The sequence below is a fragment of the Pseudomonas cremoris genome (genome assembly GCF_014230465.1).
In genome coordinates, this window is record NZ_JAAXCY010000004.1 from 320,176 (window position 1) to 341,445 (window position 21,270).

The 21,270-nt window shown below is 60.9% G+C and carries 19 protein-coding genes; 4 read left to right on the top strand and 15 right to left on the bottom strand.

Translation table 11 applies throughout. The features are described from left to right. The first annotated feature begins 58 nt into the window (after nucleotides 1-58). The gene (locus tag HF257_RS11400) at nucleotides 59-736 is read left to right on the top strand and encodes a response regulator transcription factor (protein WP_185707352.1); all 678 of its coding nucleotides are present in this window, start codon (nucleotides 59-61) and stop codon (nucleotides 734-736) included. Beyond that, nucleotides 720-1,925 (top strand): sensor histidine kinase, encoded by a 1,206-nt coding sequence (locus HF257_RS11405; RefSeq protein ID WP_185707350.1) that lies wholly within the window; start codon nucleotides 720-722, stop codon nucleotides 1,923-1,925. The genes HF257_RS11400 and HF257_RS11405 overlap by 17 nt, the downstream gene beginning before the upstream one ends. On the opposite strand, the gene HF257_RS11410 is transcribed toward HF257_RS11405, so the two are convergent. The 13 genes from HF257_RS11410 to HF257_RS11470 form a co-directional block, all read right to left on the bottom strand. Further along, complete coding sequence (locus HF257_RS11410) at nucleotides 1,918-2,682, bottom strand: ABC transporter ATP-binding protein (RefSeq protein WP_016976886.1); 765 nt, start codon at nucleotides 2,680-2,682, stop codon at nucleotides 1,918-1,920. The two genes, HF257_RS11405 and HF257_RS11410, sit on opposite strands and share 8 nt — an antisense overlap. Before the next feature lie 13 nt (nucleotides 2,683-2,695). Then, the gene (locus HF257_RS11415) at nucleotides 2,696-3,814 is read right to left on the bottom strand and encodes a succinylglutamate desuccinylase/aspartoacylase family protein (protein ID WP_185707348.1); all 1,119 of its coding nucleotides are present in this window, start codon (nucleotides 3,812-3,814) and stop codon (nucleotides 2,696-2,698) included. A 9-nt stretch (nucleotides 3,815-3,823) separates the two neighbouring features. Then, on the bottom strand, nucleotides 3,824-4,534 hold the full coding sequence (locus HF257_RS11420; protein ID WP_185707345.1) for an ABC transporter permease: 711 nt from the start codon (nucleotides 4,532-4,534) through the stop codon (nucleotides 3,824-3,826). After that, nucleotides 4,531-5,259, bottom strand: a complete 729-nt coding sequence (locus tag HF257_RS11425; RefSeq protein WP_185707343.1) for an ABC transporter permease — start codon at nucleotides 5,257-5,259, stop codon at nucleotides 4,531-4,533. The genes HF257_RS11420 and HF257_RS11425 overlap by 4 nt, the downstream gene beginning before the upstream one ends. A 61-nt stretch (nucleotides 5,260-5,320) precedes the next feature. Beyond that, on the bottom strand, nucleotides 5,321-6,100 hold the full coding sequence (locus tag HF257_RS11430) for a transporter substrate-binding domain-containing protein (protein WP_065903021.1): 780 nt from the start codon (nucleotides 6,098-6,100) through the stop codon (nucleotides 5,321-5,323). 310 nt (nucleotides 6,101-6,410) lie between these two features. Beyond that, entirely contained in the window at nucleotides 6,411-8,045 is a 1,635-nt protein-coding gene (locus tag HF257_RS11435; RefSeq protein ID WP_185707341.1) for an ATP-dependent DNA ligase, read from the bottom strand. Further along, nucleotides 8,042-9,046 (bottom strand): ligase-associated DNA damage response exonuclease, encoded by a 1,005-nt coding sequence (locus HF257_RS11440; RefSeq protein WP_185707339.1) that lies wholly within the window; start codon nucleotides 9,044-9,046, stop codon nucleotides 8,042-8,044. The genes HF257_RS11435 and HF257_RS11440 overlap by 4 nt, the downstream gene beginning before the upstream one ends. Nucleotides 9,047-9,249: 203 nt before the next feature. Beyond that, entirely contained in the window at nucleotides 9,250-11,691 is a 2,442-nt protein-coding gene (locus HF257_RS11445; protein WP_185707337.1) for a penicillin acylase family protein, read from the bottom strand. A 230-nt stretch (nucleotides 11,692-11,921) separates the two neighbouring features. After that, nucleotides 11,922-12,566: a glutathione S-transferase N-terminal domain-containing protein gene (locus HF257_RS11450; protein ID WP_185707335.1), complete on the bottom strand. Its 645-nt coding sequence runs from the start codon at nucleotides 12,564-12,566 to the stop codon at nucleotides 11,922-11,924. A gap of 93 nt (nucleotides 12,567-12,659) precedes the next feature. Next, nucleotides 12,660-13,445: an ABC transporter ATP-binding protein gene (locus HF257_RS11455; protein ID WP_185707333.1), complete on the bottom strand. Its 786-nt coding sequence runs from the start codon at nucleotides 13,443-13,445 to the stop codon at nucleotides 12,660-12,662. Then, nucleotides 13,442-14,500, bottom strand: coding sequence for a FecCD family ABC transporter permease (locus HF257_RS11460; protein WP_185707331.1), 1,059 nt, complete (start codon nucleotides 14,498-14,500; stop codon nucleotides 13,442-13,444). The genes HF257_RS11455 and HF257_RS11460 overlap by 4 nt, the downstream gene beginning before the upstream one ends. Before the next feature lie 170 nt (nucleotides 14,501-14,670). Further along, on the bottom strand, nucleotides 14,671-15,786 hold the full coding sequence (locus tag HF257_RS11465) for an ABC transporter substrate-binding protein (protein ID WP_185707329.1): 1,116 nt from the start codon (nucleotides 15,784-15,786) through the stop codon (nucleotides 14,671-14,673). A gap of 25 nt (nucleotides 15,787-15,811) precedes the next feature. Continuing rightward, nucleotides 15,812-18,193 carry a TonB-dependent receptor gene (locus tag HF257_RS11470; protein ID WP_185707837.1) on the bottom strand — a complete coding sequence of 794 codons (2,382 nt, stop codon included), beginning with the start codon at nucleotides 18,191-18,193 and terminating at the stop codon, nucleotides 15,812-15,814. A 210-nt stretch (nucleotides 18,194-18,403) separates the two neighbouring features. Here HF257_RS11470 and HF257_RS11475 point away from each other — a divergent pair, with 210 nt between their 5' ends. Together HF257_RS11475 and HF257_RS11480 are read left to right on the top strand one after the other, a co-directional pair. Then, nucleotides 18,404-19,114 (top strand): response regulator, encoded by a 711-nt coding sequence (locus tag HF257_RS11475; RefSeq protein WP_185707327.1) that lies wholly within the window; start codon nucleotides 18,404-18,406, stop codon nucleotides 19,112-19,114. Next, nucleotides 19,111-20,496, top strand: a complete 1,386-nt coding sequence (locus tag HF257_RS11480; RefSeq protein ID WP_185707325.1) for an ATP-binding protein — start codon at nucleotides 19,111-19,113, stop codon at nucleotides 20,494-20,496. Before HF257_RS11475 ends, HF257_RS11480 begins: the two co-directional genes overlap by 4 nt. A 77-nt stretch (nucleotides 20,497-20,573) precedes the next feature. Here the strand turns inward: HF257_RS11480 and HF257_RS11485 are convergent, their stop codons facing one another. Next, complete coding sequence (locus HF257_RS11485) at nucleotides 20,574-20,774, bottom strand: SEC-C metal-binding domain-containing protein (protein WP_003189235.1); 201 nt, start codon at nucleotides 20,772-20,774, stop codon at nucleotides 20,574-20,576. After that, complete coding sequence (locus HF257_RS11490) at nucleotides 20,771-21,253, bottom strand: LEA type 2 family protein (protein WP_185707323.1); 483 nt, start codon at nucleotides 21,251-21,253, stop codon at nucleotides 20,771-20,773. Before HF257_RS11490 ends, HF257_RS11485 begins: the two co-directional genes overlap by 4 nt. Nucleotides 21,254-21,270 lie beyond the last annotated feature (17 nt).

The following is a 21,270-nucleotide window of genomic DNA, read 5'->3' on the forward strand; positions in this document are numbered from 1 at the left end:
TTAGTTGGAAGTTGAGGGATTAATCCTACAATCGTGTATGAAGTTGGAGTTTGCTCTGATGGAAATATTACTGGTGGAGAATGATCACGCATTAGCCGGGTCGCTGGGGGACTATTTAGCCGAGTTTGGTTACGACCTGGATTTTGCGCGCGATGGACTGAGTTGCCTGGAGCGTGTTCGGCAACATGAGTACGACCTGATTGTGATGGACGTGGCAATGCCCCGCATGAGCGGTTTTGACACTTGCCGCCAACTGCGTAGCCGGCAGTACCAGACGCCGGTTTTTTTTTTGACCGCACGTGACACTCTTTCGGACAAGGAGGAGGGCTATGCCGCCGGCGGCGATGACTACCTGGTCAAACCATTTGAGCCCCAGGAGTTGCTGTGGCGCATTCGCGCGTTGATGCGCCGCAGGGCTGCGCGCCCGTCGCACAGTCCCAGGCAATTGGGCGACCTTTTCCTTGATCCGGCCCTTCAGTCCTTCAGTTACAACGGTGTCGTCGCGGTGCTGCCAGCGCTCCAGTTCCGCCTGTTGAGCCTGCTCGCAGAGGAGGCACCGCATCCCGTCAGCCGTCGCAACCTGGAGGCGGCGCTGTGGCCAGCAGGCGACTCGCCCGACAGTGACGCACTGCGCACTTACATCTACCGACTCAGGCAGGCCTTGGGTAAACCCCACGGTAACGACTTGATCCGCACCGTCCACGGAAAAGGGTATCGCCTTGCTATTACCGATTGACTCGTTTTTCGCGCGTATGCTTTATGCGCTGCTGCCGTTCACGGTGCTGATCACCCTGTTCTATAGCTTGCTGATCTGGGCCGCAGTGATCCTCACCGAGGATTACATCGTCACCAGCTATCTGAGCCTGGAGTCACAGGCATTCCAGGAAAAATACGCCCAGTCGGGCCGCGCTGCTGTGATGCCCAACGCGATCTACCTGAAAGGCTACTGGTCGACGGATGCCAACCTGCCCGTCGCCGTCCGGCACTTGCCCATCGGCCACCATGAAATCGAGAAAGACGACATCCATGTGCTGGTGAGTGCGGTGGCCGGCGAAGCGGCGTTGCTGGTTCTGGTCATGGATGAATCCAGCCTCAGTCAAACCGAAGGCTATCGGGCTCAGGTCTTCGGGCTACTGTGTGCGGTGGCCGGGTTGATCCTGATACTGGGAGCGATTCTCGCCATCGCGATTGCTCGGACAATCGCCCGGCCGCTCAGTCAGTTGGCCGCCGAGGTGGCTCGATCACCCCTCGGGCAGCCCTGTTTCAGCGGGGTTGAACGTCGGGATGAAATCGGTGCGTTGAGCCGCACGCTGTCGTTACTGGTGGCCCAGCAAAACGCTGCGCTGCTGCGCGAGCAGGCCTTCACCCGACACGTCAGCCATGAGCTGCGCACCCCGTTGAGTATCCTGAACAACAGCTTGGCGATCCTTCGACTGCCAGGCTGCGGGGCGGACAAAGCGGCACGCAGCCTGCTGCGCATGGAGGGTGCACTGGCAGCCATGAAAATGACGATTGAGCTGTTTTTATCCCTGGCTCGTGAGTCGAGCCCGCCGCGCCAAGAGTCGACTGACCTGGCTGCTGTCATCGTTGAGCAGATCGAAAAATCTGAGCTGCTTTACCCGCTCATTGCGAGCGCCTCGGTGTTTATCGGTACAGAGCCACTTACCCTGCCAACAAGCGAGGCGATAGCGCGCAGCGTGGTGCAGAACCTGCTGGGCAACGCTGCCCAGCACGGTGCCGGCAAGGTCCGTGTCATCCTCACCAGGCAGCATTTGGTGATCATCAATAATCGTGTTGAGCAAGCCTCGTCGCAGGGTTATGGGTTCGGCCTGGAGATTGTTTCTCGTGCCTGCGCCATTACCGGCTGGCAACTCGATATACGTCGCACGCGCCACACCTTCAGGGTGTGCATTACGTTCATTTGAGATTGCCACTCAGAAACTGCTGCAAGCGCTCGCTCTTGGGGTTGCCCAGCACATCTTCCGGCGCACCTTGCTCTTCCACCAGGCCCTGGTGCAGGAACAACACCTGGCTCGACACTTTGCGAGCAAAGCTCATCTCGTGAGTCACCATGATCATGGTGCGGCCTTCCTCGGCCAGGCCCTGGATCACCTTGAGTACTTCGCCCACCAGTTCTGGGTCGAGGGCCGAGGTGGGTTCGTCGAACAGCATCACCTCCGGCTCCATCGCCAACGCGCGGGCGATGGCCACCCGTTGCTGCTGCCCGCCGGAGAGAAACGCCGGGTATTGGTCGGCCACGCGCGCAGGTAGACCCACTTTGTCCAGGTAGCGACGGGCACGGTCTTCGGCGTCTTTCTTGCTGCAGCCCAGCACCCGGCGCGGCGCCATGGTGATGTTCTCCAGCACACTCATGTGGCTCCACAGGTTGAAGTGCTGGAACACCATCGCCAGCCGCGTGCGCAGGCGTTGCAGCTCGGCATCATCGGCCACGCGCATGCCGTGGCGGTCGCTGACCATGCGGATCGGCTGGCCATCGAGCGTCATGGCGCCGTCGTTGGGGGTTTCCAGGAAGTTGATGCAACGCAAAAACGTGCTTTTGCCCGAGCCGCTGGCGCCGATCAGGCTGATCACATCACCGGTCTTGGCCTTGAGCGAGACGCCTTTGAGCACCTCATTGTCGCCATAGCTTTTATGCAGGCCTTCAACGGTCAATTTGTACATGGGGCGTGCATCCTCAAGGCGAAAGTAAATAGCCGCTGCGGTAGGCCTCGGTGCCTGCGACATGGGCGATGACCATCCCGGCAGTGGCCATGCGGCGTAGCGAGCGGGCGTAAAGCAGGCCGGCCTTCTGGCAGTGCACAGGCGTTACGCGGTCGGAAATGGGGTCGATGATTTCGGCGATCAATTGCCCGGCTTCCAGGTATTCCCCGGGCAGGGCGCTGAACACCAGCAGGCCGCCCACCGGTGTGGCAACCGGTTCAACCCCAGCCAACGGCGTGGCCGGGTAGGGCAGGTCGGGCAGTGGTGCTGCGTCGCCAGCAATTGCACCGAAATGGATCAGGTAGTCGATGATCGCCTGGCAATCGAGGGCGGCCAGGCCGTGGTTGACGTCGCCTTGGCCGCGCAACTCGACGGTCACCGAAAAACTGCCCATGGGAATCGGGAAGCGCTCGCCGAAGCGTTGCTGCAATTGCCACCACACCAAGGTGAAACATTCATCGAAGGATTGCCCGCCGGAATCGGTCGCGAGCAAGTTCGCCTCCGAGCCGATATAGCGCGCCAGCGGTTCTACCTGTGGCCAGGCCTCGGGCGTGGTGTACAGGTGTGCCACGGCTTCGAAGTCGCAATGCAGGTCCAGCACCATATCCGCATCGCAAGCCAGGCGTTGCAGCAACAGGCGTTGGGATTGCAATTGGGTGCTGGAGGTTTGTTCGGCCAGGGCGGCGGAGAGTGCGTCGCGGATCAGATCGACGTTATGCAGGGGATCGTCGCCAAGCAAGCTTTCGACCTGATCCCCCACCGCTTCACTGAGGTCGACAAACAGGCGATTGAAGTTCTGCCCGCTTTCCAACTCATAGCGGCCCAGCGGGATGTCCATCAACACCTGCTCCAGGCCCACCGGATTGGCGATGGGCACCAGTACGATCTCACTGCGCAGGCGTCCGGCCGCGGCCAGCTCCGCCAGACGCACCTTCAAGTGCCACGCCACCAACATGCCCGGCAGCTCATCGGCATGCAGCGACGACTGGATGTAGATCTTGCCTGCGGCCCGCTCCGGGCCGAAGTGGAAACTGTGGATCTTCCGCGCGGTTCCTGGCACCGGCGCGATCAGTTCATGCACCTGATGACGCATACACGCTCCTTAGTGGCTCGGCCCGAGAAAGGCCAGCCAGCGGCGCTCTGCCAGGCGAAACAGGCCGACTAACGCAAAGGTCACGGTCAGATAGATCAGCGCAGCGATGCCGAATGATTGGAAGGTCATATAAGTGGCCGAGTTGGCATCCCGCGCCACTTTGAGAATGTCGGGCACCGTCGCGGTAAAGGCCACGGTGGTCGAGTGCAGCATCAGGATCACTTCGTTGCTGTAGTACGGCAGCGAGCGTCGAAGGGCCGACGGCATGATCACGTAGGCATACAGCTTCCAGCCGCTGAGGCCGTAGGCTTTCGCGGCTTCGACTTCGCCATGGGCCATGCTGCGGATCGCCCCGGCGAAAATCTCCGTGGTGTAGGCGCACGTGTTCAGGGCGAAGGCCAGGATTGTGCAGTTCATCGCATCGCGAAAGAACGCGTCCAGCATCGGCTGCTCGCGCACCGCCGCGATGCTGTAGATCCCGGTGTAGCAGATCAGCAGCTGGATATAGAGCGGCGTCCCCCGAAACAGGTAGGTGTAGAACTGCACCGGCCAGCGCACCGCGCGGTTGCGCGACACGCGCGCGATGGACAACGGGATCGATACCAGGAACCCGATGACCAACGAGGCACTGAGCAGCCACATCGTCATGGCCAGCCCGGTGATGTGCTGGCCATCGCTATAAAGGAAGGGGCGCCAGTATTGCTGAAGAAGTTCGATCATCGTACGGCCTCCCGGCACCCGGCGGAGTAGCGACGTTCAAGCCTGCGCAGGACGAAGTTGGAGGCACTGGTGATCAACAGGTAGATAAACGCAGCCACCACCAGGAAATAGAACAGCTGATACGTGCTCTTGCCCGCATCCTGGGCGGCCTTGACCAAGTCTGCCAGACCGATGATCGACACCAGCGCCGTAGCCTTGAGCATGACCATCCAGTTATTGCCGATACCCGGCAGGGCAAAGCGCATCATCTGTGGGAACGTCACGTAGCGAAACCGCTGGCCGCGCTTGAGCCCGTAGGCGGTTGCAGCTTCCAGCTGGCCACGGGGCACGGCGAGTATGGCGCCGCGAAACGTCTCGGTGAAATAGGCACCGTAGATAAAGCCCAGGGTGATCACCCCGGCGCTGAATGGGTCGATCTCGATGTAGTCCCATTCCATGAAGTCGGTTAAACCGGTCAGCCAGATTTGCAGGCTGTAGAAAATCAGCAGCATCAACACGAGGTCGGGCACGCCCCGAATCAAAGTGGTGTAGAGCTGGGCGGGGATGCGCAACACGCGCACGCTGGACAATTTGGCGCTGGCACCGAGCAGGCCCAGCAGCACGCTGACGGCCAAGGAAGCGACCGACAACTTGACGGTCATCCACGTACCTTGCAGCAACAGTGGACCGAACCCCTTCAAGCTGAAGGCACCCAGCCCCAGGGTTTGCAAAAGATCTTCAAACATGAATTCAGGACCTGATGGCAATAAAAAAGCGCCCACTGCAAAACAAGTGGGCGCCAGGGTGTTATTTACCGCTGTACAGGTTCAGGTCGCCGAAGTGTTTCTTCTGGATGGTGGCGTAGGTGCCATCATCGTGTAACGCTTTGATACCTTTATCGAGCAAGGCCTTGAGGTCTTTGTTACCTTTTTTGATACCGACCGCCGTTTTCGAAGGCAGCAACGGGTCGTCGATGGCCTTGCTGACTTCGTAGTCAGCGCCGGCTGGCGACTTCAAGAACCCCAGTTCGGCTTGCAGCATGTCTTGCACCGAAGCGTCCAGACGGCCCGAAGTCAGGTCAGCGTAAACCTGGTCCTGGTTGGCGTAAGCCTTGGTGGTCACACCGGCCTTGTCCAGCACAGCCTTGGCGTAGGCTTCCTGGATGGTGCCTTGTTCATAGCCCACGGACTTGCCCTTGAGGGATTCAGGCGTGGAATAGTTCGCGCCTTTTTTGAACACCAGGGACGTCGGGCCGGAGAACAGCTCGCTCGAGAAGTCGATGGCCTTTTCACGGGCTTCGGTCACGGTCATCGAGGAAATCACACCGTCGAACTTGTTGGCGTTGAGCCCAGGAATCATGCCGTCGAAGTCGCTTTCGACCCACTTGCACTTGACCTTCAACTCGGCACAGATCGCATTGCCCAGGTCGATATCGAAGCCCACCAGGCTGCCATCGGCGGCTTTGGATTCAAACGGTGCGTAGGACGGATCGACACCAAAACGCAGTTCCTTGTATTCCTTGGCCAATGCGGTACCGGCGGCCATGCACAGAGCCAGTGCAGAAAGGGTCAGCAATGCTTTTTTCATTATGTAATCCCTGGAAACCAAGATAAGCGCTTGTGGCGCGTTTAGGACTGTTACTGAACGGTGTCAGACGCAACACAAGTAGCAATTTCTGCACCATAGTTCCGAATGATCGTTTTAAAAGGTGGGAATAGGGAGATCTGAGTGTAGGAGATGCCCGAAAGTGGGCACTAAAAATTCAGTGCACTATTTTGGGTCTGGCGAGGATCAAAATGTGGGAGCGGGCTTGCTCGCGAATGCGGTGTACCAGTCACAGATCAGTCAACTGACACGCCGCATTCGCGAGCAAGTCCGCTCCCCCAGGGGATATGTGTCAGGTCAGGAGGTCCTGCAGTGTGGCGAGACTGTCCGCTTCCTCCACCGCCTTATCCTGCCGCCACCGCAACATCCGTGGAAACCGCACCGCAATCCCACTCTTATGCCGCTTCGACAGGGCAATCCCCTCGAATCCCAGCTCAAACACCATGCTGGGCGTCACGCTGCTGACCGGGCCGAATTTTTCCACCGTGGTCTTGCGCACAATCGCGTCGACCTTGCGCATTTCTTCGTCGGTGAGCCCGGAGTACGCCTTGGCAAACGGCACCAACGTTCGCTCGCTGCCGGGCGGCCCGTCCCATACGGCGAAGGTGTAGTCGCTGTAGAGGCTGGCGCGCCGGCCATGCCCGCGTTGGGCGTAGATCAAGACGGCGTCGACGCTGAACGGGTCGACCTTCCACTTCCACCACAGGCCCATGTCCTTGGTCCGGCCCACGCCATATAGGCCTTGGCGATTCTTGAGCATCATGCCTTCCACGCCGAGGCTGCGGGATGCCTCACGCTGTTCGGCCAGGTCTTGCCAGGTGGCGCCCGTCAACAGCGGTGAGGCGCGCAGCACAGGCTGATTGCATTGAGTTATTACCTGCTCAAGTTGGGCGCGGCGTTCGGCCTGGGTGTGGTTGCGCCAATCATCGCCCTGATGTTCCAGCAGGTCGTAGGCCAGGACCGCTACAGGTGCATCCTCTAGGACTTTTTTACTCAACGTCTTGCGCCCGATGCGCTGTTGCAGCAAGGCGAAGGGTTGCACCGCGTCTTTCCACACCACGATTTCACCGTCGATCACCGTGCCATCCGGCAGGCCGCTCACCAGGCTGTGGAGTTCGGGGAATCGCTCGGTGACCAGTTCTTCGCCGCGTGACCACACCCACAGACGACCCTCGCGCTTGACCAGTTGCGCACGGATGCCGTCCCACTTCCACTCCACTTGCCAGTCGGCAGGGGAACCGAGCAGGGTGTCGAACTGCTCCAGTGGTTGTGCCAGTCCGTGGGCAAGAAAAAACGGATAAGGCTGTCCGCCGCGTTGTGCGTGTTCGTCGGACGATTCGGCAGCGATCAGCTTGAGGTACCCCTCAGCCGTAGGGCGATTGGACAAATCGGTGTAGCCCACCAGCCGTTGCGCCACGCGTTTGCTGTCCAGGTCGGCGAGGGCGGCGAGGGCGCGGGTGACCAGCAATTTGGACACGCCAACGCGAAAGCTACCGGTGATCAACTTGATGCACACCATCAAGCTTGGTTGGTCCAATTGCGCCCACAACGCGGGCAGGCGTTCAGCCAACTCCAGGGGCGGCAGGCCACGCAGCGGCAGCAGTTTTTCTTCCAGCCACACCGCGAGGCCATCCTGGGAGGTGTAGGGATAGTCCGGTAGCAGCAGCGAAATGGTCTCGGCCAGGTCGCCCACGGATTGATAGCTTTCTTCAAACAACCACGGCTCGATTGCGGCCGCTTCAGTGGCCATATCCCGCAGCAGTCGGCTCGGCACCAGTTGCCGAGGCCGACCACCGGAGAGAAAGTACACCGCCCACGCGGCGTCTTCCGGCGGGGCTTGGCGAAAGTAGGCCTGCAAGGCGGCGAGCTTGGCGTTGCTTGAGGTGGTGGCGTCGAGGTTGGCGTAGAGCTCGGCGAACGCTTTCATACGCTTGCCTCTTCTTCGTCATCGCCGTATTCGGTAGAAAAGCCCTGGGCATCCAGGCCTTTTTCCCGCAGGTGGCGCACCAGTACGCCGACAGAACCGTGGGTGACCATCACCCGTTCGGCACCGGTTTGTTCGATGGCCCACAACAGCCCGGGCCAGTCGGCGTGGTCTGACAGTACAAAGCCCCGGTCAACGCCGCGCCGCCGGCGCGTGCCACGCAGGCGCATCCAACCGCTGGCAAAGGCATCACTGTAGTCACCGAAGCGCTTGATCCAACTGCTGCCGCCGGCGGAGGGCGGGGCGATGATCAGGGCTTGGCGCAGTAGCGGGTCGGTCTTTTGGAAGTCCCCGGCGTAGAGGGTTTCCGGGATGTAGATACCGGCTTCGCGGTAGACGCGGTTCAACGGCTCTACCGCGCCGTGGCTGAGGATCGGGCCGATGCTGGCGTCGATGCCATGCAGGATCCGTTGAGCCTTACCAAAGGAATAACAGAACAACACGCTGGCCTTGCCGGCGGCGATATTGGCCTGCCACCAATCGTTGATTCCGGCAAAGACCTGCGCCTGGGGCTGCCAACGGTAGATCGGCAGGCCGAACGTCGACTCGGTGATAAAGGTATGGCAACGCACCGGCTCAAAGGGTGCGCAGGTGCCATCGGGCTCCACCTTGTAGTCACCGGATGCAACCCAGACTTCGCCCTGATATTCCAGGCGCACCTGGGCCGAACCGAGTACATGCCCGGCGGGATGGAAACTCAGGGTGACGCCGTGATGGTCCAGTCGTTCGCCGTAGGCCAGGGTTTGCAGATTGATGTCCTGGCCCAGGCGTGAGCGCAAGATGCCTTCGCCGGGAGCGGCGGCCAGGTAGTGCTGGTTGCCGGTGCGGGCGTGGTCGCCGTGGGCATGGGTGATGACTGCTCGCTCCACTGGACGCCAGGGGTCGATATAGAAGTCGCCGGCGGCGCAGTAGAGGCCTTCGGGGCGGGCGATGACAAGGTCCATGGGCGGTGCCGGGGGCGATGGGCTTATCAGTTAGGAGGGAAGTAAGACTTGAGAAGTTCTATCTGAATGCATGCAGAGCAAATGTGGGAGCGGGCTTGCTCGCGAATGCGGCGGTTCAGTCACATCTGCATTGACTGACACACCGCATTCGCGAGCAAGCCCGCTCCCACATGTTGATCCGGTTTCCTCAGGGAGAAATCGGGTTATTTACCGGGAGTCAGGGTAAGCCTGGTCTTCCCGTACACCTTCTCAAAGTTCTGCGGCTGCATCGGGAAGCTCAGGTATTGCGCCTTGAGCGACGGGTCGATGCCATTGGCATAGTTCGGGCTGGCCGGGTTGCCGGACTGGCCGATACCGCCTTGGCCCATCATCGGTTCCAACTGGCCGAAATCGACAATCATGCGCAACGCCGGTACTTGGCTCGTGTTGAAATCCTGGCCCCAGCTATACGGCGCCGGGTTCAAGGTGTTGTGGTCGCCACCACTGGCCAACGGGCCGCGAATCACTTGGCCGTTGATGTTTTTCCAGGTGGTGCTGTGCAACTTGCCCCACTGCCAGGCCTTGCGATCGGCGCCCAGTTGGCTGTCGCCAGCGGTAATCGCTGCCGCCAGGGTGCGGGCGAGGATCGCCGGTTTGTCTTCTTTCTGCGGGGTGCGTGTGTCGTCCCAGAACGGGCTGTCTTCGCGGCCCAGCAGGTGGTCGGCGGTGGCCGAGTAGGACAGGCTGGCAGTGCTGACAAACGCCTTCCAGCTGGCGCTGTTTTCCGGACCGAGCTTGTCGAGGAAGATCTGCTTGGCGCTTTCCTGCAGGAACAGTTCGTAGAGCGCGGCGTCGGCAGACGTCGACACCAGGCGACCGTCGAAGGCCATCAGGCGGCTCAGTGCCTCGCGTGCCTTCGTCTGCTCGGCGGCCGGCAGTGCATCGATCGCCTGTTTCAATGGCTGGGCCATGCCCGGCGCCTGGAACATGGTCTTGAGCTTGGCAGCGAAGGTGGTGGTCTGGTCGTACTGCATGGCGATCATGCTGCGGCTGTCATGCTTGCCGGCATTGGCCAGTTGCGCCAGGCGCTCGCTGCGCTCCGGTGCATCCCACGAATTGGACAACTGCATGCCATAACCGCGCGGAGCGGTGCGCTGGTTGGCTGTGCCGATCCAGCCTTGTGGCGGGTCCTGGTCATACGGGTGCAGCATCGCGTCGGCGTAGCCGTCCCAGTCAAAGCGCGCATCCCAGCCCGGCGAGGGCAGCAGGCCTTCGCCTTCGCGGCGGTTGGGGAAGCGGCCGGTGACTTGCCAGCCAATGTTGCTGGCGTCGGCGAAGATCATGTTCAGGGCGATGGCGCGGATCTCGCGGGTGGCGTCCGAGGCCTTGCCGGCGTTTTGCGCGCGGGACAGGTCGAAGAACGCGTCCAGGCTCTTGTCGTCCTTGAAGTCGGCGGTTTGCAGGGCCAGACCGAAGCCGCTGGTCAGCGCCTGGCTGCTGTTGAGCAGGGCGCCGTGACGGGTTTCGTACACCACTTCGCGGATCGAGCGCTGGCCTTTGATGAAGAAGGTTTCGTTACGCACGCCAGCGGGTAGCCATTTGCCGTTGTTCTCGTAGTACAGCGCGCTGCCTTGGCGTTTGACCTTTTCCAGGAACAGGTCCTGGGTGTCGCCCTTGACGGTGCTCATGCTCCACGCGACTTTGCCGTTAAAGCCGGACAACAGGGTCGGCAAGCCGGCAATCGAGGCACCAACGGCCTGGTATTTCGGCGCTCGGATCTGCACGTAGCTCCACGGCGACGGTGCTTGCGGTTGGGCCGACAGGTCACTGGCCAGCAGGCTTTTGCCGCTGCGGCTGCGTTGCGGGCCAATCGCCCAGTTGCTCGACGTGGTCACGGCCAACGCGTTGAGGCTGCTCAGTTGCTGGCTGACCGTGTCCAACCCGGCGAGGCCGGTGATCTGGCTCAGGTTCACGCCTTTGAGTTTCTCGGCCTCGGCCAGTGGGATGGCTTCATCCGGCGCGCTCGGTGTGAGCCAGGCGAGTTTGTCGACGCCGACCTTTTGCGCCAGCACCAGCGAGGAAATTTCTTCCTGCAGGTTGGCCGACTCGCTGAAATTCAGCAGGCAGAACAGCAGCGCCGAGTCTTCCGGCTTCCAGTATTCCGGCTTGTAGCCGGTCTGGGCCAGGTCCGGCGGCAGCTTGTCGCGGTAGCGGAACAGGTAGGCGTTGACGCCACGCGCGTAGACTTCGAAGAAGCGCTTGAGGCGCGGCGACGAGGCGTTATACAACTCGCCAGCGCTTTTTTTCAGGTTGACCGCACGCATGAAACGGTCGACATCCAGCACCTCGGGCCCGGACATTTCCGCCAGGCGGCCTTGGGCCAGCAGGCGCAGGGTGACCATCTGGGTGATGCGATCACTGGCGTGCACATAACCGAGGCTAAACAGCGCGTCGTGGAAGGTATTACTTTCGATCAGCGGCATGCCCTGGGCATTGCGGCGCACCGACACGTTTTGTGCCAAGCCTTTGATCGGCTGCACGCCGGCAACCGGCGGCAGGGTGTCCTGGGTGCTCTGGAGCTGGCAACCGGCCAGGCTTAACGCACTGGCCACTGCCGCGGCAACGCCGAACCGGGGAAGAAAATGTGAGAGGGCTGGCGAGGCCATGGCAAAGCTCCTGCGGGGGGTAGCGTCAGTAAAGGCGCTACGTTAGTGAGCGCGGCGAAACGACGCAAGCAGGAGTTTTGGCAATTGGGTGAGAACGTGAGACGGGTGGAGATTTAAGTGTGGGAGCGGGCTTGCTCGCGAATGCGGTGTGTCAGTCATATCTGCATTGACTGACACACTGCATTCGCGAGCAAGCCCGCTCCCACAGTTTGACCGCGTGAGACGTTAGATCAGGATTTGGGCGGGTTGACCTTTTGCACCAGTTCATAGGCCCTGATAGTCGCCGGCCGCTCCTTGATGCTGTTGAACCAGCGATGCAGATGGGGGAAATCTTCCAGCCGCTGGCTCTGCCACTTGTGGGAAACAATCCATGGGTAGATCGCCATATCGGCAATGCTGTAGGCCTCGCCCGCCACGAACGCACGGTCCGCCAGGCGCCGATCAAGTACGCCATACAGGCGCGCGGTTTCATCTACATAGCGCTTGATCGCGTAGGGGATTTTTTCCGGTGCGAACTGGCTGAAATGGTGGTTCTGCCCCGCCATTGGCCCCAAGCCGCCCATTTGCCAGAACAGCCATTGCAGGGTTTCCTGACGACCGCGTAGGTCTTGTGGGATGAACTGGCCAGTTTTTTCCGCGAGATAAAGCAGGATTGCGCCGGATTCAAACAGCGAAATCGGCGCCCCACCGTCGGTCGGATGGTGATCGACGATGGCCGGAATGCGGTTGTTGGGAGCGATCTTCAGGAAGTCTGGCTTGAACTGGTCGCCCTGGCCGATATTGATCGGGTGCACCTCGTAGGGCAGTCCGGCTTCTTCCAGGAACAATGACACTTTGTGACCGTTGGGGGTTGTCCAGTAATACAGGTCGATCATGAAGCTCTCCAATTGAGCGAATGCCTGTAGGTATAGGTGATGTTGGGTGTACGAAAATTCAATGAAACATTTGCGCATACCCTTAGAAGCAAATCACACGGCCCCGTCCACCAGCACCTGCAACGACTGCTGCGAACAGCGCTCAATACGCACCTGCACGCGGTAGACCTCGGCAAACAGCAGTGGGTCGAGCACGTCATCCGCTTTGCCGCTGGCGTACAAGCGGCCCTGGCGCAACACGGCGATTCGATCGGCGAAGCGCGCGGCCAGGTTGATGTCGTGCAGCACCACCACGGCAATCAGGTTGTGTTCGCGCACCAGGCTGCGCACACATTCCATGACTTTCAATTGGTAGTTGAGGTCGAGGGCACTGGTGGGTTCGTCCAGCAGCATCACTTGGGGGCGACGGGCGATGAGCTGGGCGAGGCTGACCAGTTGGCGCTGGCCGCCGGACAACGTGCTCAGCAGTTGATCTGCCAGATGGGCGATGCCAATGCGCTGCAACGCCTCGAAGGCTTCACGCAGGCAAGCGTCGCCGGACAACGGAATGCCGTCCACATTGGCCACGCGCAAGGCGGCGATCACACTTTCCATCACACTGAGGCTCAACCCCGGCGGCAGGTTTTGCGGCATGTACGTCACACGTCGTGCACGTTCAGCCACCGACATGGCCGACAAGTCCAGGTCACCCAGTCGCACAACACCTTGCATCTTTTCCAGCCCGGCCACGGCACGCAGCAAGGTCGACTTGCCGGCGCCATTGGGGCCGATCAGTGCGGTCAAGCTGCCTGGCGGCAGGGGCGGCAGGCTCAGGTCATGCACGATCTGCCGACGACCATAACTGACATTGGCGTTGTGGATGCTCAACCCCTTGCTCATAACTGCCTCCCACGCTTGAACACCAGCACCACAAAAATCGGCACGCCCACCAAGGCCGTGACGATGCCCACCGGCACGATCACGCCGGGCATGATCAGCTTGCTGGCAATCGACGACAGCGATAGCAGCAACGCACCGGTCAAGGCGCTGGCCGGCAGCAGGAAGCGCTGGTCTTCGCCCACCAGAATCCGTGCGATATGCGGACCCACCAGGCCGATAAATCCGATAGTGCCTACAAACGCCACGGCGGTAGCCGACAACAGGCTGATGCGCAGCAACGAGAAAAACCGCAGCCGCTTCACGTCCACGCCAAAGCTTTGTGCACGGTCTTCGCCCATGCGCAGCAAGGTCAGGCGTGGCGCGGCGGTGAAGGAAAACGGCAACACCACCGCGACCACCAGCGCCAGGATGCCGAGTTTGTCCCAGTTGGCGCGGGTGACGCTGCCCAGGGTCCAGAACACCAGTTGTTGCAGCACATCTTCAGTGGCCACCAGTTGCAGCAAGGCCACCACCGCGTTGCAACTGAACACCAAGGCGATGCCGAACAGCACCAGGCTTTCTACCCCGGCGCCGCGCAGGCGTGACATGGCTTGCAGCAAAAACACGGAAGCCGCTGCGAAGATGAATGCCGAGAGGGAGATCGCGGTGTTGGCCGACACCCACAGCGTGGTCACCGGAAAGACGATCACCAAGGACGCACCCAATGCCGCCGCCGACGAAACGCCCAGGGTAAACGGGCTGGCTAGCGGGTTATTCAAGATCGCCTGCATCTCGGCCCCGGCCAGCGACAGCGCGCACCCCACCAGCACGGCCATCAGCGCATAGGGCAGGCGCACGTTCCAGATGATCACCTGGTCGGTGGCGCTCAAATGGGAGGGGTGCACAATCCCGTCGAGCAAGGCCAAGAGGCCCATGCCCGACGGGCCGCTGGCCAGGTCTACCAGGATGGCGCAGGACAGCGCTGTGCCGAGCAGGGCCAGCAACCACGCACGCCGTGCGAGCAGGCGACGGTAGCCGTGGGTGGCACTGGCGAGGTCGAGGGTTTGAGAGGTCATGTGGCTCACACAATCTGGAAAAAATGAGGATCCAAATGTGGGAGCTGGCTTGTGTGGGAGCGGGCTTGCTCGCGAATGGGGTCTATCAGTCAACATCTCTGGTGACTGACACTGCGCCTTCGCGAGCAAGCCCGCTCCCACACAAGCCCGCTCCCACAACTATCGGTGTGTTATTTGGATTGGGTGTCGATCCAGTAGGCACCCTGCAACGGCATCCCCAGGAACTGCCCGTTGATCTGTTCCATGGTCGCCTGCGGGTCCAGCTTGGCGAACAACGCCGGGTGCACCCACTTGGCCAGCGCTTCAATGGCCAGAAGGTTGTACGGCGAGTTGTAGAAGTCGTGCCACAAACCGTGGGAATTGCCCTCGCGAATTGCACGAAGGTTGGAGAATTCCGGACGCGCCAGCACCCGGTCAAAGGCCTCGCGGGCTTCGTCGGTGCTCACGCCAGCGCCCAGGATCAGCCCCGGTTTGTGGTTGCCAGTGGCGACATACACATCCGGATCAGCCTTCAGCGCGTACTCCACGCTGATATCTCCCAGCGCTCCGGGCACCACGTCGGCGGCGATATTGCGCCCACCCACCAACTTGATCACTTCCCCCATGCCGCTCTTGCCGGTGGTGTGGCCCGGTGCTTGCCAGGCGCCGGCGAGCAGTTCAAGGAACACGCTTGGGCGTGGGCCCGCAGGCAGGGTGGCCACGGCGTCGGTGATGACCTTGATGTGTGCGTCATAGAAGTCCAGGAATGCCTTGGCCTGGGCTTCGCGACCCAATGCCTGGCCCAGCGCGTTCATGCTGGCGTGGGTGCCTTGTACCGGGTTGATGCGAAAGTCGACGAACAGCACAGGAATGCCGGCCTTGGCCAGCACATCAGCGACTGGGCTGTGTTCGGTAGGGCCGTGGCCAGAGATGCTGAACACCGCCAGATCCGGTTTAAGCGACAGGATTTCCTCGGCACTGACGCTTTGTTCCGACGCCTGGCCGATCAGTGGAATGTCCTTCACCGTCGGAAATTTCGCCACGTAGGCGTTGTAGGTGTGCTGGTCCAGCAGCTTCAAATCGTTCTGCCAGCCGACGATGCGCTGGAACGGTGCGTCCTTGTCCAACAGGGCGAATGCCGAAATCAACCGGCCTTCGCCGAGCACCACACGTTTGACGTGATCGGTGACTTCGACCTTGCGGCCCAGCACATCGGTGACTTCCTGAGCGGCGGCGGACTCGACGTGGCCGATGACCAGCGCGGCGAACAGCATGCCGAGCTTGAGCAGGTGACGGGGTTTGGACATGGCAAGGGCTCCTGATAGAGGGAATTTAGAACTCATAATCGACACTGGCGGTGAGGGTGCGTCCGGCCCCGGGAATGCCGTAGAGCTGGAAGCCGTCGAGGGAGGCGCCCACCTGGCTGTAATAGAATTTGTTGAACACGTTATTGAGGTTGAGGTTGACCGTGGTGTCCTTGTTCACCTTGTATTGCGCCGCCACGTTGCTCAGCCAGTAGCCGGGGGCTTTCTCGTTGTCGCGCACGTAGATGGCGTTCACCCCGGACGGGCCGTTGGCGTAGCTGCTGTTGTTGTTCAAACCGCCGACGTACTTGTTGTCGCTGTAGCGGCGTCGGCCCACGTACTGCTCGCCGTAGCTCAGGCTTAGGGCATCGGTGACGGCGTAGGTGGTCCACAGGTTGGCGGTCAGGTCAGGCACGTTCTTGGCTTCTGCGCCTTTGTTGATGCCTTTGGTCTGTACGCTCTTGAGTGCCGAGAACCCGCTGTAGGCGGTCCAGCGCGGGGTGATATTGCCTTGCAGGCCCAGCTCGATGCCGTCTACCCGTTTAGCGGGCAGGGCGCGTACCGGGGCCGATTCGCCGTCCTGGTACTCCCAGGAGTTCTCCAGCTCTGTACGAAAGATCGCTGCGGTGACGTTGAGCATGTCGTGGGCGATGTCCCACTTGGTGCCCAATTCATAGGTCTTGGATTTGGCCGGGCTGTAGTTGCTGGTGCTCGCCGCGCCGTAGATCTGGTTGTTGGTGGATGCGCCGAGTGCCGAAGGCTGCGCCGCTTCGCTGTAGGACACATAGATGCTGCCGTTGGGCAACGGTTTGAACACCGCGCCAACACGGCCACTGACCGCTCCGTCGCCGCTGCTGGTGGTGGCTTGGCCGCGCTGGCGGGTTTCAGCGTCCCATTTGTCGTAACGCAGTGAGCCCAGCACTTGCCATTGTTCATTGAGGGTGACAGTGTCGCCCAAGTAGATGCCGGCGTTGTCGATCACCGAGCGCGGCTCGCCGACGCCCTTGGTCACGTAGGTGCTGGCGAAGCTATGGCTGGGGTCGGCCATGTCGAACAGCATGTTGCCGGCCGGCACTTCGGCGTTGCGTTTCAAGCCGCCGTAGGTCTCGTGATAGAGCTCCAGGCCCGAGACCACCGCGTGTTGCAGGCTGCCGGTGTTGAACGTAAAGCTGAAGTCGGTCTGGTTATCCAGGATGGTGTAGCGCTTGGACAAACCAAAGTCGCTGCCGCGCAGGATGCCGTAGGCCGTGTTGCTGTTGTTTACGTAGTCGGTGTAGGCATTCACCGTACTGCCCGGCACTTGGCTGATCGGGCCTACACCGGTATAGCCCAACGTCGCACAGCGGGCGCCGGTACAGGTTTTCTGGCCGTTGGCATCGGCGGCGAAAAAGCGCGCTGGAGAGAGCACCGCGAAGTTGTCGCTGCGCTCCCAGCGGGTCTGGTTGCGCAGGTGGGCGTCATTCCAATCGAAGTCATGTTCGAAGCGCGCAGTCAGCGACGTGGTTTTGTTTTCCTGGGTATAGAGGCTGGAGTCACCGTACCAGTTGGAGCGTTTCACGCCGGGCATGCGGTCGCCGTGAGTGCCGCGCTGGATCGGCACGCCGCCGTCCGGGGTGTTGGTGTCTTTCTGGTAGAAGGTGTCGATAAAGAAGCGCGTGTCGGTGCCCAGGCCGAACCCGAACGAGGTCGCAATGCCCCAGCGGTCGTAGTCCACGTCGTCACGCTCGGACACCTGGTTGTAGTGCTTCATCAGGTTGATGCGTACGGCGGTGGTGTCGTTCAGCTGTTTATTGAGGTCGGCGGTGAGGCGGCGATAGGCATCGGTGCCGATACCGGCAGACACGCGATTGGCGTCGCCCAGGTGCGCTTCTTTGCTCACCAGGTTGACGCTGCCGCCGACGGCAGAAACGCCGGACTCAATGGACCCGGTGCCCTTGAACACTTCGGCCTGCTGCAGGTTGAAGGTGTCGGTGCGCGTGGACATGCCGGCATCGCGCACGCCATCGACAGTCAGGCTTTGCTCGGATGAGAAGCCGCGAATCGAAAACAGGTCGCCCCAGCCCAGGTTGCCTTCGCCGGACATGAAGGTGATGCCCGGCACGTTGCGCAGCACTTCTTGCAAGGTTTGCGCGTTTTGCTCCTTGAGCACCTGCTGCGGCACGATGGTCACGCTTTGCGGTGCATCCAGCAGCGGCTGGCTGATTTTTGCCGAGGTCACCCGGTCCACCTTGAAAGTGGAGGTGGCTTCACCGTCGACCGTGATTTCCGGCAGGCTCAGCACAGAATCGTTGGTGGTGGCGGTTGAGGCGTCGGCCCAGGCAACTGGGGTCACGCTGCCGGCGGCAAGCAAGCCGAACATCGGGGCCAGGGTATTTTGCAGCGCGTGGCTGCGGGGTGTAGGCAATGTAATGGGCTGTGGCATAGGATGCATCCGAGTCTAAATTACAATTACTCTCATTTAGGTTCGGTAGTCTAAAGAGCGATTTCCCCTGCCATGCCCTGGCTTTGTATCGCTGATGCGTGATTATCGTTTCCCACAACATTCCATTACATTTGCGTACACAGCTGGCTGAACTTTCGGCTATTTGCTGCGTTTTATAGTTTTTCGGATCAATTGCCCATGGCCAAGCAAGACCATCTCCTGATCGTTGATGACGACCCGCAGATCCGCCAGTTGCTGTGCGACTACTTGAGCGACGCCGGTTTCCAGGTATCCACCGCCGCCGATGGCAAGGAGATGCGCCGGCGCCTGGAACTGAACGTCATCGACCTGATCGTCCTCGACCTGATGCTGCCCGGCGAAGACGGCCTGAGCCTGTGCCGCGAATTAAGGGTGAACTCCAACACCCCGGTGGTGATGCTCACCGCCAAAGGCTCGCTGATCGACCGCATTGTCGGCCTGGAAATCGGCGCCGATGACTACCTGCCCAAGCCATTTGACCCGCGTGAATTGCTGGTGCGGATCAAGGTGGTGCTGCGTCGGGTACAGAGTTTCCCCGACCGCGCACGGTTGGACGAAGCACCGAGCATTGGCTTCGCCGGCTGGCAACTGGACACACGGGCGCGGCAACTGCTGTCGCCGGAAGGGGTGGTGGTCAGCTTGGGCAATTCGGATTACCGCGTGTTGCGCCTGTTGTTGCAGCACCCCAACCGGCCGTTGAGCCGCGACTTTCTGCTCAACCATGTGTTCGACAAGGACAGTACGCCGTTCGACCGTTCCATCGACGTATGCGTCAGCCGCCTGCGCTCGCAATTGCCGGTGGGGCTGATCAAGACCGTGCGCAACGAGGGCTACATGCTCACCGCTGATGATGTGGTGCTGGGCTCGTGAGACTGCTGCCGCGTTCGCTGTTTGGGCGGCTGGTGCTGATCCTGGTCAGCGGCATGCTCGCGGCACAGGCCCTGACCAGCAGCATCTGGTACGACCGTCGCCATGGCCAGGTGCTGGAGATTCCTGCGCGGCTGATCGCCACGCGCCTGGCGGATGTGGTGCGGCTGGTGCACAGCGATCCGCAGCAGGCGGACCAACTGATCAAGTTGCTGGATGCACCGCATTTTCGCCTGACCTTGAGTGATCAAGCGAGCAATACGCCCAGCAGCCTCACCGACAGCGACCGGCCCACCGAGCGGCTGATCAAGAAGGTGCTCTCGGAGAAGACCGGCTACGCCCAGACCCTGATCCTGCTGCGCTTGTCGCTGGTGGATGGCGAAGGGCAAACCGCAGGGCTGTCGACCTTGCTCGGTTCCAAACCGGTGGTGGGGCAATTCCTCATCGACCTGCGCCTGCCCGATGGCCGCTGGCTGCAGGTGGACGCCCGTGAAGAGCAGGGCTGGACCAGTACCTCGCCACTGGACCTGCTATTTGATTACGTGATGCGCATTTACCTGCTGCGGGTCTTGGTGTTGGTGGTGATCGCCCTGGTAGCGGTGCGCTTGGCCATCCGTCCGCTCAACGCCTTAGCCAAGGCCGCCGAGGCCTTGGGGCGGGATATTCAGCGCCCGCCGCTATCGTTGGATGGGCCCACCGAGGTGCGCCGCGCCGCCCAGGCCTTCAACGCGATGCAGCAACGGTTGATCGCCAACATTGCCGAACGCACGCGCTTTCTTGCGGCGATTTCTCACGACCTGCGTTCACCCATCACACGCCTGCGCTTGCGTACGGAGATGCTTGAGGACACCCGTACCCGTGAGCGTTTTCGCAGCGACCTGGAGGAAATGGAGCACATGGTCTCCAGCACCCTGGATTTCGTCAGCAGCGGTGAAATCAACGAGGCGCGGCAGAACATCGACATCAATGCCTTGCTGCAAAGTTTGCAGGCGGACCTGGAGGACGTCGGCGAAAGCGTGCGCATCGAAGGCCGTGCGAAACAACCGTTACCGGGCTACGCCCGCAGCCTCAAACGGTGCGTACAGAATTTGCTGGAAAACGCGGTGCGTTATGGCAGTGACGTGGTGGTGCGGGTCGAGGACCAGTCCGACAGCTTGAAGATTGTTATCAGCGACCGTGGCCCGGGGATTCCCCAGGAACAGCTGGAGCAAGTGATGGAACCGTTTTACCGGGTGGAAGGTTCACGCAATGCCGAGACCGGCGGATACGGGTTGGGGTTGAGCATTGCTCACACCATCGCCAGGGCGCATGAGGGGCGGTTGAGTTTGAGGAATCGGGAAGGTGGGGGCTTGGAAGTGGCGTTGCAGTTCCAGCGCAAACTCTGACCTGAAATGCGATCCAATGTGGGAGCGAGCAAGCCCGCTCCCACACAAGCCTGCCCACATCTGGTTTTTAGCGTGGCTTACGCCCCGTGGCACTTCTTGAATTTCTTCTCACTGCCGCACGGGCAAGGATCGTTGCGACCAACGTCCTTCAATGCATTGCGCACCGGCTCTTGGTGAGCGTGGCCGCAGTTCGGGCCGTGGACATGGCCGTGGTCGTGATCATGATGATCGTGATCGTGGTTGCAGTCAGGACCATGGACATGGGGTTGTTGAGTCATCGATGTCGCTCCGGAATAAAATCGCCGGGGATTATCTCGCCATTGTGGGCCACCTGCACGTCATAACCGATGAATAATCCGGTTTTGAGCTCGCCTTCCAAACGATAGGGCACGGGCTGGTCGGGATTTTTCAGCATCTGCACCACGTCGCGGATCTGCGGCCAGAGGTTGGTGCGTACCGACACCTTGAAAAAAGCATGGCTGCGCGGCGGCACGGTCAGCCACTCATTGGACTCGCCTTCGGTCAGCACGAAGTCGCCCAGGCTGACCTTGTAGATGAGGCCACGCACGGTCAGGTCGGCGTCGTCGCGGTTGTCCACGCGAAAGTACAGCTTGAACTTTTGTTCCAGTAATTTGGCCCGCACCACCTCGACTTTCACCAAGGACACGTGGGGCGGCGGGGCGTCGTTTTCGAACCACGAGGCACAGCCGGTGAGACCCAGGGTTAACGCCAGCATCAAGCTGTAGATCCGAAGCATGGCGTCAGTCCTGTGAG

Bases quoted from the DNA above. Each gene is read 5' to 3' on its own strand.
- HF257_RS11490 (WP_185707323.1), bottom strand. From the start codon at position 21,253: ATGCTTCGGATCTACAGCTTGATGCTGGCGTTAACCCTGGGTCTCACC.
- HF257_RS11410 (WP_016976886.1), bottom strand. From the start codon at position 2,682: ATGTACAAATTGACCGTTGAAGGCCTGCATAAAAGCTATGGCGACAAT.
- HF257_RS11475 (WP_185707327.1), top strand. From the start codon at position 18,404: ATGGCCAAGCAAGACCATCTCCTGATCGTTGATGACGACCCGCAGATC.
- HF257_RS11485 (WP_003189235.1), bottom strand. From the start codon at position 20,774: ATGACTCAACAACCCCATGTCCATGGTCCTGACTGCAACCACGATCAC.
- HF257_RS11440 (WP_185707339.1), bottom strand. From the start codon at position 9,046: ATGGACCTTGTCATCGCCCGCCCCGAAGGCCTCTACTGCGCCGCCGGC.
- HF257_RS11430 (WP_065903021.1), bottom strand. From the start codon at position 6,100: ATGAAAAAAGCATTGCTGACCCTTTCTGCACTGGCTCTGTGCATGGCC.
- HF257_RS11465 (WP_185707329.1), bottom strand. From the start codon at position 15,786: ATGTCCAAACCCCGTCACCTGCTCAAGCTCGGCATGCTGTTCGCCGCG.
- HF257_RS11415 (WP_185707348.1), bottom strand. From the start codon at position 3,814: ATGCGTCATCAGGTGCATGAACTGATCGCGCCGGTGCCAGGAACCGCG.
- HF257_RS11455 (WP_185707333.1), bottom strand. From the start codon at position 13,445: ATGAGCAAGGGGTTGAGCATCCACAACGCCAATGTCAGTTATGGTCGT.
- HF257_RS11420 (WP_185707345.1), bottom strand. From the start codon at position 4,534: ATGATCGAACTTCTTCAGCAATACTGGCGCCCCTTCCTTTATAGCGAT.
- HF257_RS11400 (WP_185707352.1), top strand. From the start codon at position 59: ATGGAAATATTACTGGTGGAGAATGATCACGCATTAGCCGGGTCGCTG.
- HF257_RS11445 (WP_185707337.1), bottom strand. From the start codon at position 11,691: ATGGCCTCGCCAGCCCTCTCACATTTTCTTCCCCGGTTCGGCGTTGCC.
- HF257_RS11460 (WP_185707331.1), bottom strand. From the start codon at position 14,500: ATGACCTCTCAAACCCTCGACCTCGCCAGTGCCACCCACGGCTACCGT.
- HF257_RS11450 (WP_185707335.1), bottom strand. From the start codon at position 12,566: ATGATCGACCTGTATTACTGGACAACCCCCAACGGTCACAAAGTGTCA.
- HF257_RS11435 (WP_185707341.1), bottom strand. From the start codon at position 8,045: ATGAAAGCGTTCGCCGAGCTCTACGCCAACCTCGACGCCACCACCTCA.
- HF257_RS11425 (WP_185707343.1), bottom strand. From the start codon at position 5,259: ATGTTTGAAGATCTTTTGCAAACCCTGGGGCTGGGTGCCTTCAGCTTG.